Below are 16,536 nucleotides of genomic sequence, written 5' to 3' on the forward strand. Positions count from 1 at the left end.
GTGATCCACCATGGTTGCCATGCCCACCCCTCACCCCCGGCTGGCCGACCACGCGGTGCTGTTGCGCCGGGGCTCGGCGCTGCAGATCGGAAGCACCCCCGACCGTGCCCTGGTGATCGATGATCCACCGGCAGGCCTGTTCGAACTCCTGACCCTGATCGACGGCCACCACAGTGTCGATGCCCTGGCCGACCGGGCCGGGCGTACCGCGGGGTTGCACTGGCCCCGACTGCTCGACGAGTTGCGCCGTCACCGATTGTTGGCCGAACCCGAGCCCACCCTGCCGTTGCGCGCCCAGGTGCTGGCCGCCGGCGCGTGGGGGTTGCAGATGGCCGACCTGTTGCTCCGCGGTGGGGCGAACCATGTGGCGGTCGCCCTGCTCGATGACGACCCCCGGGTACAACGCCGGGGCCAACTACTGGCCGCCGAGCATCGTGGCCGGTTGTTCCTGCATCAGCAATGGACCATCCCGCGAGAGCCCGACGTACTCACCATCATCAACACCGAAACCGCCGAGACCGACCGCGCCCTGACCTCCGCCTGTGCCGGCAACGACATCACCCACCTGGTGGTGCGTCCGGTGGCCGAGGGGGTGGTGCTGGGTCCCCTGGTGGTGCCGGGAGCAGGGCCCTGCCTGAACTGCCTCGACCTGCATGCCCGCACCCTCGACCCGCAATGGCCGCAGTTGTTGATGCAACTGACCCGGGTCCGGTTGGCGATGCCCGACCTGGCGGCGCGATGGGCGGCCGTCACCGCGGCCACCGAGGTGCTCGGCTTTCATCATGGCGGGAACAGCGCCCTGCTCGGACACACCGCGACCGTTACGGCGCCGCAGTGGACCCCGCGGTGGCGTCGGTGGCGATCTCATCCGAGCTGTCTGTGTCACTGGGACGGTCAGGATATCGCCGGTCTGATGATTGCCGCCTAGCTGTCACAATGGGGCACATGGCCCAGGACCGTCGGCGCAACAAGAGCGAAGGCACCCCCGCCCGTGGCGCATTGGCCCGGGGGGCGAAGTTGGCGTCTCTGCCGCTGGGCCTGGCCGGGCGGGCCACCGCAGGGTTGGGACGCCGGCTGTCGGGACGTTCGGCCGAAGAGGTGAACGCCGATCTGCAACGTCAGGCCGCCGAACAACTCTTCCGGGTGTTGGGTGACCTCAAGGGCGGGGCGATGAAGGTCGGTCAGGCGCTCAGCCTGGTCGAGGCCGCGATGCCGGAGGAATACGGCGCGCCCTTCCGCGAGCACCTGCGCAAACTGCAGGAGGCCGCACCACCGATGGCCACCGCCCGGGTGCACGCCATCCTGAGCCAGGAGTTCGGCCCCGACTGGCGTGACATGTTCAGTGATTTCCGGCCCCGCCCGTCGGCGGCGGCATCGATCGGACAGGTGCACCGGGCGGTGTGGGCCGACACCGGTGAACCCGTCGCGGTCAAGGTGCAGTACCCGGGAGCCGATGAGGCCCTGCAATCGGATCTGAAACAGCTCGCCCGGCTGTCCACGGTGCTGGCTCCGCTGAGCGGTGGGATCGAGGTCAAGCCGCTGGTCGACGAGCTGACCGCACGGGTCGGTGAAGAGGTCGACTACGCCCTCGAGGCCGCGGCCCAGCAGCGCGCCGCCGACGGTTTCGCCGACAGCACCGAGTTTTTCGTCCCCTCGGCCCTGGCCCACACCTCCAAGGTGATCGTCAGTCAATGGGTCGACGGCACCCCGCTGATGGATGTGGCCGAGTGGCCCGCCGAAGACCGCAACCGCGTGGGGCTGCAGTACGCCCGGTTCCTCTTCGCCGCCCCCGAGCGGGTCGGCCTGCTGCACGCCGATCCGCACCCCGGCAACTTCCGGGTGATGCCGGACGGACGGTTGGGGGTGCTCGACTTCGGTGGGGTCCAACATTTCCCGGACGGGCTCCCACCGGTGATGGGCAGGTTGCTCAAGCTCTGCGCCCGAGGTGATGCCGACGTGCTCGCGGCGGGCTTGGCCGATCTGGGATTCATCGCCGGACAGGTGGATCCGACCGAACTGATCGAGTTCCTCACCCCGTTCGTCGAACCCGCAGCGGTCGAGGAGTTCCATTTCACCCGTGACTGGATGCGCCATCAGTCCCTGCGGGTGCATCAGGCCTCCGGGCCCGACGGGGTGGCGGCCAAGCTGAACCTGCCGCCGGAGTTCCTGATGATCGACCGGGTCTACCTGGGGGCGGTGTCGGTCCTCAGTCAGTTGGACGTGCGGGCACCCTTCGCCGGGGTGCTGGACGAGTTTCTGCCCGGTTGGCGCGACGAGGACTGAGCAGTCCGGCAGCCCAGGGTTATTCGGCCGGCTGGTCGGTGACGATCAGGTGGCAGCCCTCTTCGCAGGCAAAGGGGCGCAGTTCCACGCCCCGGTTGGCGCCGACCTTGGCCAGTACCCCCTCGATCATGCCGCGGTGTACCTCACACACCACCTCGGGATCGGAATGGGCCAGATCCAGCAATGGGCAGGCCCGCAGCAGCACCGCCTCACCCTGGTCGGTGGTGGCGTGGGCCGGGTCGAAGCCGAGGATCTCCAGCAGTTCGATCACCGCGGCCATTTCGTCGGGGGTGGGTGGGAGGGCCAGTTCGTGGCCCCACAACTCCCCCACCGCCCGGGCCTCTTCCGCGGCGTCCGGTTTGGTCACGAGGTAACCGGCGAAAGCTCTGAGCAGTTCGGTGTGTTCGGCCTGAGCACCCGAGCCCGTGAGAGCCTGCCGCCCGGCCGAGGTCGGTTTGAATCCGAGGGGGCGGCGACCTCGTCCGATCCGGGCGACCGGTTCGGATTCGACCAGCCCGTCGGCAACCAGTTGGTCGAGTTGCTGGCGTGAGGTGTTCGGATGCCCGCCCACCCGTTCGGCGATGTCGGTGAGCAATACCGGCTTGCCGTCGAAGATGTCCGCCAGGGCGGTCAGGACCCGCCGCCGGGCCCGCGGTAGCGGCGGGATCGTGGCTGTGGCGTGGGGACCATGAGGCATGCACCCAGCCTACCCGATTTGTTACACCTCACATGTAATATTTGGGTAAGCCGGGTGCATGCTCTCAGGCCGCCAAGGGCAGCGCGTCCTTGCGCGGCCGGCCACGTGGCCGCTTGCGGGCCACGATCGCGCCGCGCACGAACAACTCGCCACCCCATACGCCCCACGGCTCCTCGCGCGCCACGGCGCCCGCCAAGCACTCGGCCCGCATCGGGCAGGGGCCGCACACGGCCTTGGCCTGCTCGACCTGTTCGGGCACCTCGGCGAAGAAGAGGTCGGGGTCGACGACGTGGCATGGCAAGCGCACGTGCTCGTCGATGATGGTGGTCATGTGGTGTCTCCTGTGGTGCCTGGGGCCGGTAGGCCCCTGATAGCTGGGGGCTGGACCGTGGACACGTGGGCCGTGATCCCCGGTGGGACATCACGGCCGCGAGGAGAGGAGAGTTACACCTCGGTCGGGCCGAAGACGTCCGGACGAATGAACGGGTTGAAGCCGGTGGTGGCGGCATGTGCACGCTCGCCATAGAGCCACGGGCGCTTGGCGGACAGGCTGACGCTCTGCAGCACCGCGTTCATTCGCGTGGTGAAATCCACCATGATCAGCCCCTCCTCCCTGCTCGATTCATTCGCCCTGTGCGAACCACAAGGACGTCATACACCGTAGAGACCCCCGGGCAGGGCGCGCAACCTATTTAATTCTTTGTCTCAGTTGCGGGGGTTCGGCCACGTCCGCGGGCCGTGTTCAGTCGCTGGTCGGCCGTGTTCAGTCGCCGGTGGGCAAGGTGCCCGCCGACAGCAGGGTCAGGATCGTTTCGCCGTAGCGTTCGGCCTTGGTGGCCCCGATGCCGTGGATCTTGCGCAGCGCCCGATCGTCGGTCGGTTTGGCCTCGGCGATCGCGATCAGGGTGGCATCGGTGAAGACGCAGTAGGCGGGTTGACGCAGTTCGGCGGCCTCCTGCCGACGCCATTCCTTCAACAGGGTGAGGGTGTTCTCGTCATAGGTCGGCGGGCAGTCGGAACATCGACCGACCTTGCGTTCGGCCGCATCCACCAAGCGGGTGCCACAGGTGCGGCAGGTCGCCGACAGAGCCGTCCCGCGGCGGCGTTGCTTTCGGGGTTTGGCCGCCCCGGCGGTGCGGGCGCTCTGCGGCCGGATGCCGTCCAGGAAGCGGCTGGCCGACCGGCGCCGACCCCCACCGGAGCGGCTCGTCGACCAGGAGATCCACAGGTCCCTGCGGGCCCTGGTGACGCCGACGTACAACAGTCGGCGTTCCTCGGCGATCTCGTCGGGCGTCTGGGCCAGCACGAAGGGCACCGACCCCTCGTGGACCCCCACCAACGCAACAGCGTCCCATTCCAGTCCCTTGGCCGAGTGCAGGGTACCCAGGGTGACCCCGTGCGCCTGCGGCACGTGCTGGTCGGCGGCGCGATCTTCGAGCCGACCGATCAACAGGGCGAAATCGGCCTCCGGGTCGGCTTTGGCGAGGTCTTCGACCGCGGCGGCCAGGGCTGCCCAGGACTCCCAGCGTTCCCGTACCGCACCCGATCCCGAGGGTGGTTCCTCGGTCCACCCGATCGCCCGTAGTACCGCCACGGCTCGCTGTACCGGGTCGTCGGGCACGACCTCGCCCAACACGGCGCCGTTGCGGGCTTCGCCACGCAGTGCGCCCAGGCCCTGACGCACCTCGGCCCGCTCGTAGAAGCGTTCGCCACCGCGCACCACATAGCTGAGGCCTCGTTCGCTGAGGGCCTGTTCGTACACCGGTGATTGGGCGTTGATCCGGAACAACACCGCCATCTCGCGCAACTCGACCCCGGCCTCGTGACGTTGCTTCAACCAGTCGGCCACGGCTGCCGCCTCGGCCGCCTCGTCGGGGGCTTCGGTGAAGATCGGGGCGGGCCCGGACGGTTGCTGGGCGACCAGTTGCACTCCCGACAGCACCCCGGCAGCATGGTTCAGCCGGTTCGCCACCTGCACCACCTGCGGGGTCGAGCGGTAGTCGCGGTGCAGGCGAACCACGGTGGCGTCGGGGTGACGTCGGGTGAAGCTGGTCAGATACTCGGCCCGGGCACCGGCGAAAGTGTGGATGGTCTGGGCCGGGTCACCCACCACACACAGCTCCTCATGGGGGCCACGCCACAACTCGAGCAGACGTTGTTGCAGGGGCGAGGTGTCCTGGTATTCGTCGACCACCAGGTGGCGATAATTGCGCCGGAACTCGGCAGCCACCTCCTCGTGCTGGGCCAGCAGGGCGGCGGTGCACAACAAAATGTCGTCGAAGTCGATCCGGCCGGCCTCGCGTTTCGCGTCCTCGTAGGCGGTGAATACCCGGGCCACCGCCTCCGGATCGGCCGAGGCCACCTCGCGTCCTTGGGCCCGGGCCAGGCCCGCGTAGCGTTCGGGGTCGGCATTGTTGACCTTCGCCCAACTGATCTCGCCCAACAGGTCACGCACCAGCGCGGTTTCCGCCTCCAGCCCGAGCCGTTGGGCGGCCCCGGCCACCAAGCGGTACGGATTGTCGAGTACCGGCGGCAGTTCACCGCCGTGGATCCGCGGCCAGAAATACTGCGCCTGACGCAGGGCGGCGGAGTGGAAGGTGCGGGCCTGCACCCCGGGGGCGCCCAGTTCGCTCAGCCGGGAACGCAGCTCTCCGGCGGCCCGAGTGGTGAAGGTCAGCGCCAGCACATTGCGCGGTGCATAGGTGCCGGTTGCCACACCGTAGGCGATGCGATGGGTGATCGCCCGAGTCTTACCGGTACCGGCCCCCGCGATCACCACCACCGGCCCGGTCAGGGCACGGGCCACCTGCTGCTGTTCGGGGTCGAGCGCAGCCAGCAGGTGTTCGGGATCGCGACGCATGCCAGTAACCATAGGTGTCACCACCGACAGTTTCGTAACGGTGCGGCGCCGGGCCCGCGGTGCCAGCTATGCTCCCTGCCCATGAGCGATCTGACTCTGTACGTGACCAGTTGGTGCCCCTACTGCGCCTCGCTCACCGAGTCGCTGGCCGAGCGCGGTGTGGTGTGGCGCGAGGTTGACGTTGATCGCGACCGACAGGCGGCCGAGAAGGTGAAGAAGATCAACGGCGGCAACCGGGTGGTGCCGACGGTGGAATTCCCCGACGGCACCACGATGACCAACCCGACCGGCGCTCAGGTCGTGTCCAAGCTCAACCAACTGAAGGTCTGAGCCGGTTCCGCGCAACCGGGGACGCACCCGTCCGAAACTGTCGGTGCCCTCTGCAACGATGGCTCCATGACCACCGAAACGCCACTCACCGGGCTGCACGCCCATCTGGCTCCACGAGCCGATGTGCTCGCGACGGCGTTGGCCGACGAACTGGCCGAGCCACCGGCGGATCCTTTCGCCCGCGAGATCGTCAGCGTGCCGACCGCCGGGGTGGAGCGCTGGTTGTCCCAGGCACTGTCCACCCACCTGGGGGCGGGCGAGAATGCGGACGGGGTCAGCGCCGGCATCGATTTCCCGCCACTGCGTCGGCTGGTGCGGCACATCACCGCCGCCGCCCTCGGGGTCGACGTCGATACCGACCCGTGGCAGCGCAATCGGCTGGTCTGGCCGGTGCTCACCACGATGGACGAGGTGCTGGACGAGCCGTGGTTCGCCGTGGTGGCCGAGCACCTTTCGGGCGCCGCCGGACGACGCCCGGGCCGCCGCTTCCGGATCGCGCGCAGGGTGGCGACCGTCTTCACCGGTTATCTCGATCAACGTCCCGAACTGCTGCAGGACTGGTCGTCGGGACGCGACCGGGTGCCGAACGATCTGCAATGGCAACCCCGGCTGTGGCGGGAACTGTGCAACCGCATCGGTGACCCCTCGGGGCGCCTGGACGAGGCGGTGCGGCAGTTGCAGGGCGACCCGAGGTTGATCGACCTGCCGCCGCGACTGTCGGTCTTCGGTCCGACCCGGTTGAGCACCACCGAGGCCCGGATTCTGGCCGCGGTCGGGGCGCATCGAGCCGTGCACCTGTGGTTGCCCCAGGCCTGCCCCGCGCAATGGCACCAGGCCCCCGACGGTCCGCTCGGCCCCCGCACACCCCCGCCGACCGGCGGTCACCCGCTGGTGAACCGGTTGGGGCGCGATGCTCTCGAGCTGGCGCGGGTGATGAAGCAGGTTCGGCACACCGTGCACGACCATGCCACTCCTTCGGCCCACGGGCCCACGACCCTGTTGGCGGCGGTACAGGCCGATGTGATCAGCGGGCAACCACCGCGGGCCGACCATGATCTGGCCGAGGATGACCGATCGGTGCAGTTCCACGCCAGCCACGGCCCCGAGCGCCAGGTGGAGGTACTGCGCGAGGTCGTGCTCGAACTGTTGGCCGACGACCCGACTTTGGAACCGCGCGACATCGTGGTGATGTGCCCCGACATCGAGGTGTATGCACCGCACATTTCGGCGGCCTTCTCCGGCACGACCCTGGACGGGGTGGCTGCCCACCACCCGGTACACCGAATCCCGGTGCGGTTGGCCGACCGCTCACTGCGGCAGGTTAACCCGGTGCTAGGGGTCCTGGAGCAACTGCTGGAGTTGGTGCACCAGCGACCCCGGGCCAGCAGCTTGCTGGCACTGTGCGCGGCCGAGCCGGTGGCCCGCCGCTTCGCCTTCACGGTCGAGGAACTCGAAGAGATCACCGCGATGGTGAATGAGGCCGAGATCCGTTGGGGCATCGACAACGCCGACATGGCCCGCCACGGGATGGGTGATTTTCAACTCAACACCTGGCTGGCGGGCCTCGACCGGATGTTGACCGGGGTGGCCCTGCCGGCCGAACGCGCCCTGGCCGGGGTCACACCGTTGGACATCGACTCCTCGTCGATGGTCGACCTGGTCGGACGGTTGGCCGAACTCATCACCCGGCTGCGGCGGATCAGCCTCGACTTCGCCGGCCTGAAGCCCGACCGCGCCGAGCGGAAGACCTTGGTCGACTGGGCCGCATCGTTGCGCCGGGCACTCGAACTGGTCACCCGGGCGGCACCGGGCGAGGACTGGCAGATCCACCACGCCTACTCGACCCTGGCCGATCTCGCCGAAGGCGCCGGTGACCTACAGCCCCTGCTCACCGCCGCAGACGTCTCGGAGTTGTTGGCCGACGCCTTCCGGGGCCGTCCGACCCGGGCCAGTTTCCGCACCGGCGCACTGACCATGTGCACCCTGTCGCCGATGCGTTCGGTGCCACATCGGGTCGTGGTGCTGCTCGGCGTCGACGACGGCCGGTTCCCGCGCAGCAGCACCACCGTGGGTGACGACCTGTTGGCCCGCGATCCCCACGAGGGTGAACGTGACGGCCCCGGCGAGGATCGACAGTTGTTGTTGGATGCGGTGATGTCGGCGACCGAGACCCTGGTGGTGATCCATGCCGACCGTGATCCGGTGAGCAACCGCTCGATCCCGATGAGCATTCCGTTGGCCGACCTGTTCGACACGATCACCGAAACCGTCTCGGAACCGACCCGGCACCGGTGGCCGGCCGCACACCGCAAGCACCCCTTGCAGCCCTTCTCCCCGAGTTACTTCGACGCGACCGAGCCGGCCAGTTTCGATCCACAAGGCCTGGCCGGGGCTCGTGCGCTGACCGGCCCGCGCAGCACCGCGGTGCCGTCGCTCGACCTGACCGTCACCCTGCCCGCGCCCGAAACCGACACCGTCGACCTGGCCGATCTGGTGTCATTCTTCGCCGATCCCCTGCGCCACTTCCTGAAGAGCTGTGGCCTGTCCACCTGGGAGGACGCCGACGAGGAGTACCCCGAGGAACTCCCCGCCGCCCTCGACGGCCTGCAGTACTGGAAGTTGAACGACCGCGTGCTGACCGCACTGGTCGAAGGCACCGAACCGGACATCATCGCGCTGCGCGAATCGCGGGCGGGCAAGGTGCCGGCCTTCCAGGTCGGCCGGAAGCTGCTGTCGGATTCGTTGCGTGACATGCAGGACATCGTGCACACCGCCGAGAGATTCGGGACCTTGCGCCAAGTGCCCCAGTCGGTGCGCATCTCGTTGCCCGATGCGATGGCGACCGGCGCGGTGGTGAACGATGCGGTGGTGACCGGCGCGGTGCCGGTGGCCGGCTCGACACACCTACAGATCACCGCGTCGAAGCGCAAGGCCAAGCACGAGGTCGAGTTGTGGCTCAACCACCTTGCCCTGTGTGCCGCCGGGCCGCCGGAGCGGGAGTCCGTTCTGGTGGCTCATCCGGGCAGCTTCAGGTTCCGGGTCGTTCGGTTCGGGTCGCTGCCGGCTGAGCAGGCGCGGGAGTACCTGGCCGACCTGGTCGAGGTGTACCACGCTGGTGTGCAACGCCTGGTGCGGATGCCGGTGGGGCTGGCGAGGGATTGGCAGGACCGATCCCGGCGCCGCAGGTTCGACTGGGAGGACCGCTGGAGATTCGTCGACAAGACCTGGCATGAACACTTCACCGATTACCGCGAGCTTTTGGGCAACGACCCCGAGGAGAGCGAATTCGTCGCCTTGGCCGAACGAGTTTGGGGCCCGCTGCTGGCACATGAGGAGCGTCCATGAGCAAGGCATTCGACCTGGCCGGTGAACTGCCGGCCCCCGGCACCCGGGTGCTGCTGGAAGCCAGCGCCGGTACCGGCAAGACCTTCGCGATCGTCACCCTGGCGGTGCGCTACCTGGCCGCCGGCCTGGTTGAACTACCCCAATTGCTGCTGATCACGTTCACCGAGGCCGCCACCGGCGATCTTCGATCCCGCCTGCGGGAACGGTTGGCCGACACCGCCGAAGCCCTTACCACCGACCGGCCGGCCGGCGACGACCCGATCCTCAAGGCCATCGATCGAGACGGCGACCGGGGCGCAGCTCTACACCGGATTCGTGCTGCACTGAGCGAGTACGACCGGGCGACGATCCGCACCACCCACGCATTCTGTGCCGCGATGCTGACCGAACTCGGGATGCTGGCCGATCACGACGTCTCCCAGATCCTGACCAAGGATGTGGATTCCTTCATCCACGAAATCGGCGTGGACTGCTGGCTGCGCCGTTTCGGCAAGCAACCGTCGCCCAGCCTGCCGTTGTCGGTGCGCAAGCGGCAGGAACGCGATGGGCTGAAGATCGCTCAACTGGTGGCAACCAATCCCGGCTCCGAACTCTGGCCTCCGCGCGATTTCCCCGACCTGCACGAGGCGGCTCGTGACCAGGTCGAGTTCGCCCACGACGTGCGCGAGGAGTTCGAGCTGCGCAAGCGTCGGCTGCGGGTGCAGACCTTCGACGATCTGCAGAACCGGCTGCGCGATGCGCTCGGCCACCCCACCACGGGAGCCCTGGTGGCCGAACGTCTCCAACAGCGCTTTCCCCTGGTGATGGTCGACGAGTTCCAGGACACCGACCCGGTGCAGTGGCAGGTGTTGCGCCGGGCCTTCGACGGCCGCTCCACGATGGTGTTGATCGGCGACCCGAAACAGGCCATCTACGGTTTCCGTGGAGCCGACGTACAGAGCTACCTGGACGCCAGGGCCGGGGCCGAGGTGTTCACCCTGGACCGCAACTGGCGCACCGATCGCCCGGTGCAGCGCTGCCTGGACGCACTGTTCGGGCAGGCGGCTCTGGGAGAAGGGATCGCTGTCACGCCGGTCGATTCCCATCAGAACGGGCGCCTGTTCCACACCAACGGTGCAGCCGCGGCACCGATGAACGTCCGCCTGATCGAAGGCACCTTCGACGACTACTGGCAGGCTCGTCCGGCGATCGCCGAACACGCGGCCTCCCACATCGCCGAAACACTCACCGACCCCCCGATCGTGCATCCCAAGGACGGAGACCCCAGGCCGGTGCGACCCGGCGACATGGCGGTACTGGTGCGCACGATCGCGATGGGTGAGTTCGTCCGCGACGCGCTCCGGCGGCGTGGGGTACCGGTGGTGTTCCCCGGAGCCAAGGGAGTGTTCTCCTCCCCGGCCGCGCAGTACTGGGAGACCCTTTTGGCAGCTCTGGACAGCCCCCGGGCACCACAGGTGCGGGGCCTGGCGTTGACCCCGCTGATCGGATGGAGTCTGCAAGACCTCGCCGCCTCCGATGAGGCCGACCACGCCGAGTTGATGCAGCAGGTACGCCAATGGGCTCGGGTGTTGGCGACCGACGGGGTCAGTGCCCTCTTCGACAGCCTCAGCGTCGACCGTGACGTGACCGGGCGGCTGCTGGGCACCGAGGACGGCGAGCGCCTGGTCACCGACCTGCGGCATTTGGCCCAGGTGTTGCACCAGGCGCAAGGCGCCGAGAACCTCGGTACCGCCGGACTGTTGGCGTGGTTGCGCAAGCAGCGGGCGCTGTTGCGTGGCTCGGACGAAGAGCCACGCCGGTTGGAGACCGACTCCGATGTGGTCTTCATTTCCACCATGCACGGCGCCAAGGGCCTGGAATACCCTCTGGTGTTTCTGCCCGACACCTGGGACCACATCCCACCGCTGGACCTGTTGCCCAGCTACCACGACCGCGAAGACGGCCGGTTCAAACGGATGCTCGACGTGGTTTTCCCCTACGGTGCGGTCTCCCAGCAGCACGGTCAGCTCGCCGAGGCCGAACAGTTCGACGAAGATCTACGCCTCTTCTACGTCGCCACCACCCGGGCCCAGCATCAACTGACCCTGTGGTGGGCCGACGTGCGCAACCGCACCAAGTGCTCCCCCCTGCACCGGATGCTCTACACCCCACGGGTGCCCGGCCAGGTGCCGGCCACCGAGGTCACCCAACCCATCGAGCCGCACCCCGACGGACTGCCCCACCTGAGCCGCGCCGGTGCCGTGGTGAGTTACTCCAAGATCACCGACACCGTGTTGCCGCCACCACGAGTCGAGAACGCCACGAACCTGCGAGCCCGGGTCTTCACCCGGGAGATCGACCGGGCCTGGCGGCGCACCTCCTACTCGGGATTGACCGCGCAGGTACATGCCCTGGGCCCGAATGTGTTGAGCGAACCACCGGTATCGGGCACCGAGGACGAACCCGAGACCCTCGAGTTGGTCGACGAGGCGACTCCGGTGGGCTCGGGCATGCTGTCGCCGATGTCGCATCTTCCGGCTGGCACCCGATTCGGGACACTGGTACACGCGGTCCTGGAGGAGGTCGATTTCCGCGCCCCCGATCTGGCCGCGGAGGTGCATCGGCACAGCGCACGGCTGTTGGCCCGGCTGCCGGTGGCCGGGATCGACGCCACCGGCTTGACCGAGGCCCTCCTGCCGTCGCTGCTCACCCCCCTCGGGCCGCTGGCCGGTGGTCGCCGGCTGGCCGATATCGCGACGATCGACCGGCTGCCCGAGCTCGATTTCGACTACCCCCTGGCCGGCGGCGACAGCCCGGCCGGACGGGTGCGATTGGGAGACCTGGCGAGCTTGATGGCCGACCGGCTGCCCCCGGACGACCCTCTGATCGACTATCCGGAGATGTTGAGCGACCCGATGCTCGCCGATGAGCCACTGCGGGGTTTCCTGACCGGATCCATCGACGCGGTCTTCCGGTTCACCGACCGGGAAGCAGCGCGTTACGTGGTGAGCGACTACAAGACCAACCGGCTGGGCGCCCCCGGCGTCGACCTGCTGGTCGACAACTACCACCCGAAGCGGCTGGCCGAGGCCATGATGAGCAGCCACTACCCGCTGCAGGCCCTGCTCTACCAAGTGGCCCTACACCGGTACCTGCGCTGGCGACAGCCCAGATATCGACCCGAGGAACACCTCGGCGGGGTGCTGTACCTGTTCGTCCGGGGAATGGCCGGGCCCGAAACCCCGGTGGTCGACGACGTACCGCACGGGGTGTTCTCCTGGCGGCCACCCGCCGGGTTGGTATGTGACCTGTCCGATCTGATCGCCGGAGGTGCGCGATGGGCATCTTGACCGACACCCCGATCTCCGAGGCCGATGCCGCGGTGGGAGCCCCGCCCCTACTGGCGGAGTTCGCCGAGGCGGGAGTGCTCGGACATGCCGACATCCGGGTGGCGATGCGATTCGGCCAACTGCTGGACGAAACGAACGAACCGGTGTTGCTGGCCCTGGCGCTGACGGTGCGGGCCCTGCAACAGGGCTCGGTCTGCCTGGATCTGACGACCGTGGCCGACACGCCGTTCGACCTGAACGAAGGGTTCAGCAGCGATGCCCTGCCCTGGCCCGAGCCCGGCGCATGGTCGGCCGCGGTCGAGGCCTCACCGTTGACCACGTTGGGGCCGGACGCCGATGAAGGTCCGCGTCCGCTGCGGCAGGTCGACGGCTTGCTGTACCTGGAGCGGTATTGGCTGCAGGAGGAAGCGATCCGGCGCCGGCTGGTCGAGTACCGCCGAGCTGCTCCCCCGTCGGTGGACGAGGGCGTGCTGTCCGAGGGCTTGGCGGCGCTGTTCACCCGGGAGGGTTTGGCCGAGGACGAGGTCGACCGGCAGCAGGTGGCGGCGATCCTCAGCAACAGCGATTGGCTGACTGTGATCGCCGGCGGGCCGGGTACCGGCAAGACCAGTACCGTCGCGAAGTTGTTGGCGCTGATGTACGCCCAGGCCCCCGAACCGCCCCGCGTTGCCCTGGCAGCGCCCACCGGCAAGGCCGCGGCCAGGCTGTCGGAGGCGGTCGCCGATTCGGTGGCCGGTCTGCCCGAACCCTGGCGGGGGCTGGTGCCGCCGCTGCGGGCGGTAACCCTGCACAGCCTGCTGCAGATCTGGGGGCCGTTCAGTTCCGCGCGCCGCGATGAGCTGAACCCCCTGCCCTACGACATCGTGATCGTCGATGAAACCTCGATGATGTCGCTGTCGCTGACCGACACCCTGTTGCGGGCGGTACGGCCGCCGGCCGAGGACGGCACCGGCACCCGGTTGGTGCTGATCGGGGATCCGAACCAGCTCACCTCGGTGGAAGCCGGCGCAGTACTGGCCGACATCTGTACCGCCGAACGAGCCCCCTCCGCGCGGTTGTCTTCGCTCATCGAACGCGTGGCACCGAGGGAAGCCGCCCTGCTCGGGTCGGTGTCGGGCCAGGTGGTCGAGCTGACCCACACCTGGCGGTTCCGGGGTCGGTTGCAGGAGGTGGCCGAGGCGATCCGGGTCTCGGACGCCGACCGGGTGATCGACCTGTTGACCGCGCCGGTCGCCGACCCGGTGGCCGATAATGCCCGGCTGATCGAGACCGACGTGAGCAGCACCATTCCGGAGGAGGTGCGAGATCACGTGGTCACGGCCGGGCAGGCACTGCACCTGGCCGCCGAAGCGGGGGACGCAGCCGGTGCACTGCAGGCCCTGGAGCAGTACCGAGTGCTGTGCGCCCATCGGCACGGCCCTCACGGGGTGAGCAGGTGGGGGCGCGAGATCGAAAGCTGGCTGGGACTTCGACACGGTGACGGGGAGTGGTACCTGGGCCGTCCGGTGATGGTCACCCGCAATGATCGCGACTTCGGCTTGTTCAACGGTGATACCGGCGTGGTGATTGCCACCGAGGACGGTCCCCGGGTGGTGTTCGAGGCCGACGGCACCAGGTGGGCCCCGACTCTGCTCGACGACTTGGCAACGGTTCACGCGATGACCATTCACAAGGCTCAGGGGTCGCAATTCGGGCGGGTCGCGGTGATTCTGCCGCCCACGGATTCGCCCGTGTTGACCAAAGAACTGCTCTACACCGCGGTGACCCGGGCGGCCCGGGCCGTCGATGTGATCGGCACTGCCGAGGCGGTGCGCATCGCGGTCGGGCGCCCGGCGAACCGAGCCAGCGGTCTGCGGCGACGCCTGGAGGAGCAGCACTGATCATCCGGAGAAACAGCCCGGCGTCTGGAGGAACACACGGGGGTGGTGCACAGCACCGCCCAAAGGCAAAATGCCCGCTCGGATGAGCGGGCATGAAGAAAAGTAGGGCGCCGGGCTGGGAGCGCCTGTCGGCGCGAGGCCGCTCGTGGCGGCTAAAGTTGGAGCCCGGGGCTACCGCAACCCGACGCATGCTCGACAATAGTCGCTCGGCAGGGCCGGACCCAAATACTCTCCGGGCTTATCGCTTCGTTGGTTGTGGTGATGCCCACCGGTAGCTCTCGCCGGACCAGTGGCCGTTACTCCAGCGAGCCGGCCCGCCACAGTTTCGCGCACACCGTCAAGTCATTGGCCAGGCGCTGCAGCCGTCCGGCATTGCCGAGGTCGTCGGAATTCCGGGCCAGTTCGGAGCGTCCCGAAACGACCACATGGCAGAAGGCCGCGGCCCGTTCCAGGGCTATCGCGAAGTCACCGGTGAAGGCTCCCCGCAGGATTTCGTCGGCCACCCGGCGGACCTCGTCCGGGCCCGGCGGTTCGATTCCTGCCACCGCGTGGTTCGGTTCGGTGAAGGGCACTCCGGCGCCGTACTCGCGGGCCACCGCATAGGGGTCGGACCGCATCCATTCGCGCAGCAGGTAAAGCCGGTACATCGCACCCGGCAGCGAATGTGCGGGACGCCGGGCCCAGAAGTCGGCCAACGTCGGCAGGCCCACCTCCTCGGCCAACACCAGCAGCCGTTCGGTCACCTCCGGGTCATCGGCCGACTGCCCGGCCCGCAACAACACCGCGGCCGACTCGTGGGCGGCGTGCATCTCGGCGAAGGGATCGGATCTTTCGGCCAGCGCTTCGAGCGCAGCCGGTTCCTGGAAGCTGGGGCGACGCGGACGTTGATCGGACACCCTCCCAGGCTACTCCTCGAGCAAGCCTCAACTGCGTGGATCGGGCAAACGCCCGGCCCGCCAGTCCTCGATGATCCGATTGGAGATCGACCAACTACCGGGCATCTTCAGCGTGCCCTCGGCCAACCGGGCATTCATCTCCTCACGGGAGAACCATTCGGCATGGATGATCTCGCGCCCGTCGACCTGAAAGTCCGGGGTCACCGCATGGGCGACGAAACCGACCATCAACGATCGTGGGAAGGGCCAGGGCTGGCTACCGACATAGCGCATCGCATCCAAGGTGAGTTTGGCCTCCTCGGCCAGTTCTCGGTGCACGGCGTCTTCGAAGGTTTCCCCCACCGCGACGAAGCCGGCCAGCAGCGACATCCGGTACTCGTCCCAGTCGACGTGATGGCCCAGCAGCAGCCGGTCGTCGTCGTCCACCACGGCCACGATCACGGCCGGATCGTGGCGGGGGAAGTGATCACTGTGGCAGGCGGCGCAGTAGCGGCTGAATCCGCCGCGTTGGGCCTCGGTGCTCGCGCCACATCGTCCGCAGTGTTGTTCGGCCCGGTGCCAGGTCAGCAAGGCGGTGGCGACCGTGGCCACTTCCAGGTCGACCTCGGAAAGATTCTTGCCGATCAGGATCAGCGGCTCGGCAGCACCATCGACGGCGACTTCCTCGGCGAAGATCGGCACCTGATCGCGGATGCCCAGCAGGAAGTGCCGGTGCGGGTCGTAGTCACCGCGCACCGGCTGGAAGCGCAGCGCATCGTCGGTGATCGGCAACATTCCGCGCTCACCGACCTGCAGCAACAAGGCGTCGTCGTGCCATTGCTGCTCGACCCACCCGGGCTGCTCCCGTTCTTCGTCGGCCCGTTCCAGCAGGCTTCCGGATCCCCAGTTGCTCACCGGTTCAGCCTAGCCATCGCAT

At 68.3% G+C, this 16,536-nt stretch carries 12 protein-coding genes; 6 read left to right on the forward strand and 6 right to left on the reverse strand.

Annotation, left to right across the window (positions count from 1 at the left end; all coding sequences use genetic code 11):
• The first annotated feature begins 19 nt into the window (after positions 1-19).
• Together ACR4XW_RS10855 and ACR4XW_RS10860 are read left to right on the forward strand one after the other, a co-directional pair.
• Positions 20-928: a hypothetical protein gene (locus ACR4XW_RS10855; protein WP_434760576.1), complete on the forward strand. Its 909-nt coding sequence runs from the start codon at positions 20-22 to the stop codon at positions 926-928.
• 17 nt (positions 929-945) lie between these two features.
• Entirely contained in the window at positions 946-2,283 is a 1,338-nt protein-coding gene (locus ACR4XW_RS10860) for an ABC1 kinase family protein (RefSeq protein WP_434760577.1), read from the forward strand.
• Between the two features lie 19 nt (positions 2,284-2,302).
• Here ACR4XW_RS10860 and ACR4XW_RS10865 read toward each other — a convergent pair whose 3' ends face one another.
• The 4 genes from ACR4XW_RS10865 to ACR4XW_RS10880 form a co-directional block, all read right to left on the reverse strand.
• The gene (locus tag ACR4XW_RS10865; protein ID WP_434760578.1) at positions 2,303-2,980 is read right to left on the reverse strand and encodes a helix-turn-helix transcriptional regulator; all 678 of its coding nucleotides are present in this window, start codon (positions 2,978-2,980) and stop codon (positions 2,303-2,305) included.
• Positions 2,981-3,044: 64 nt separating this feature from the next.
• A complete protein-coding gene (locus ACR4XW_RS10870) occupies positions 3,045-3,311 on the reverse strand; it encodes a WhiB family transcriptional regulator (protein WP_434760579.1) in 267 nt (88 codons plus the stop codon).
• A gap of 113 nt (positions 3,312-3,424) precedes the next feature.
• Positions 3,425-3,577 (reverse strand): hypothetical protein, encoded by a 153-nt coding sequence (locus tag ACR4XW_RS10875; RefSeq protein WP_434760580.1) that lies wholly within the window; start codon positions 3,575-3,577, stop codon positions 3,425-3,427.
• Between the two features lie 166 nt (positions 3,578-3,743).
• Positions 3,744-5,840 (reverse strand): ATP-dependent DNA helicase UvrD2, encoded by a 2,097-nt coding sequence (locus ACR4XW_RS10880; RefSeq protein ID WP_434760581.1) that lies wholly within the window; start codon positions 5,838-5,840, stop codon positions 3,744-3,746.
• An 81-nt stretch (positions 5,841-5,921) separates the two neighbouring features.
• Between ACR4XW_RS10880 and ACR4XW_RS10885 the strand changes: the two genes are divergently transcribed.
• From ACR4XW_RS10885 to recD, 4 genes are all read left to right on the forward strand, one after another.
• Positions 5,922-6,170: a mycoredoxin gene (locus tag ACR4XW_RS10885; RefSeq protein WP_434760582.1), complete on the forward strand. Its 249-nt coding sequence runs from the start codon at positions 5,922-5,924 to the stop codon at positions 6,168-6,170.
• 66 nt (positions 6,171-6,236) lie between these two features.
• Positions 6,237-9,515: an exodeoxyribonuclease V subunit gamma gene (gene recC / locus ACR4XW_RS10890; protein ID WP_434760583.1), complete on the forward strand. Its 3,279-nt coding sequence runs from the start codon at positions 6,237-6,239 to the stop codon at positions 9,513-9,515.
• Entirely contained in the window at positions 9,512-12,844 is a 3,333-nt protein-coding gene (locus ACR4XW_RS10895) for a UvrD-helicase domain-containing protein (protein WP_434760584.1), read from the forward strand. Before recC ends, ACR4XW_RS10895 begins: the two co-directional genes overlap by 4 nt.
• Positions 12,832-14,724, forward strand: a complete 1,893-nt coding sequence (gene recD, locus ACR4XW_RS10900; protein ID WP_434760585.1) for an exodeoxyribonuclease V subunit alpha — start codon at positions 12,832-12,834, stop codon at positions 14,722-14,724. Before ACR4XW_RS10895 ends, recD begins: the two co-directional genes overlap by 13 nt.
• A gap of 296 nt (positions 14,725-15,020) precedes the next feature.
• Here recD and ACR4XW_RS10905 read toward each other — a convergent pair whose 3' ends face one another.
• Both ACR4XW_RS10905 and nudC read right to left on the reverse strand, forming a co-directional pair.
• A complete protein-coding gene (locus ACR4XW_RS10905; RefSeq protein WP_434760586.1) occupies positions 15,021-15,620 on the reverse strand; it encodes a hypothetical protein in 600 nt (199 codons plus the stop codon).
• 27 nt (positions 15,621-15,647) lie between these two features.
• A complete protein-coding gene (nudC, locus tag ACR4XW_RS10910) occupies positions 15,648-16,514 on the reverse strand; it encodes an NAD(+) diphosphatase (RefSeq protein ID WP_434760587.1) in 867 nt (288 codons plus the stop codon).
• Positions 16,515-16,536 lie beyond the last annotated feature (22 nt).

The organism is Pseudenemella bisphenolivorans, from assembly GCF_051133435.1.
Taxonomy (GTDB): domain Bacteria; phylum Actinomycetota; class Actinomycetes; order Propionibacteriales; family Propionibacteriaceae; genus JAAYAO01.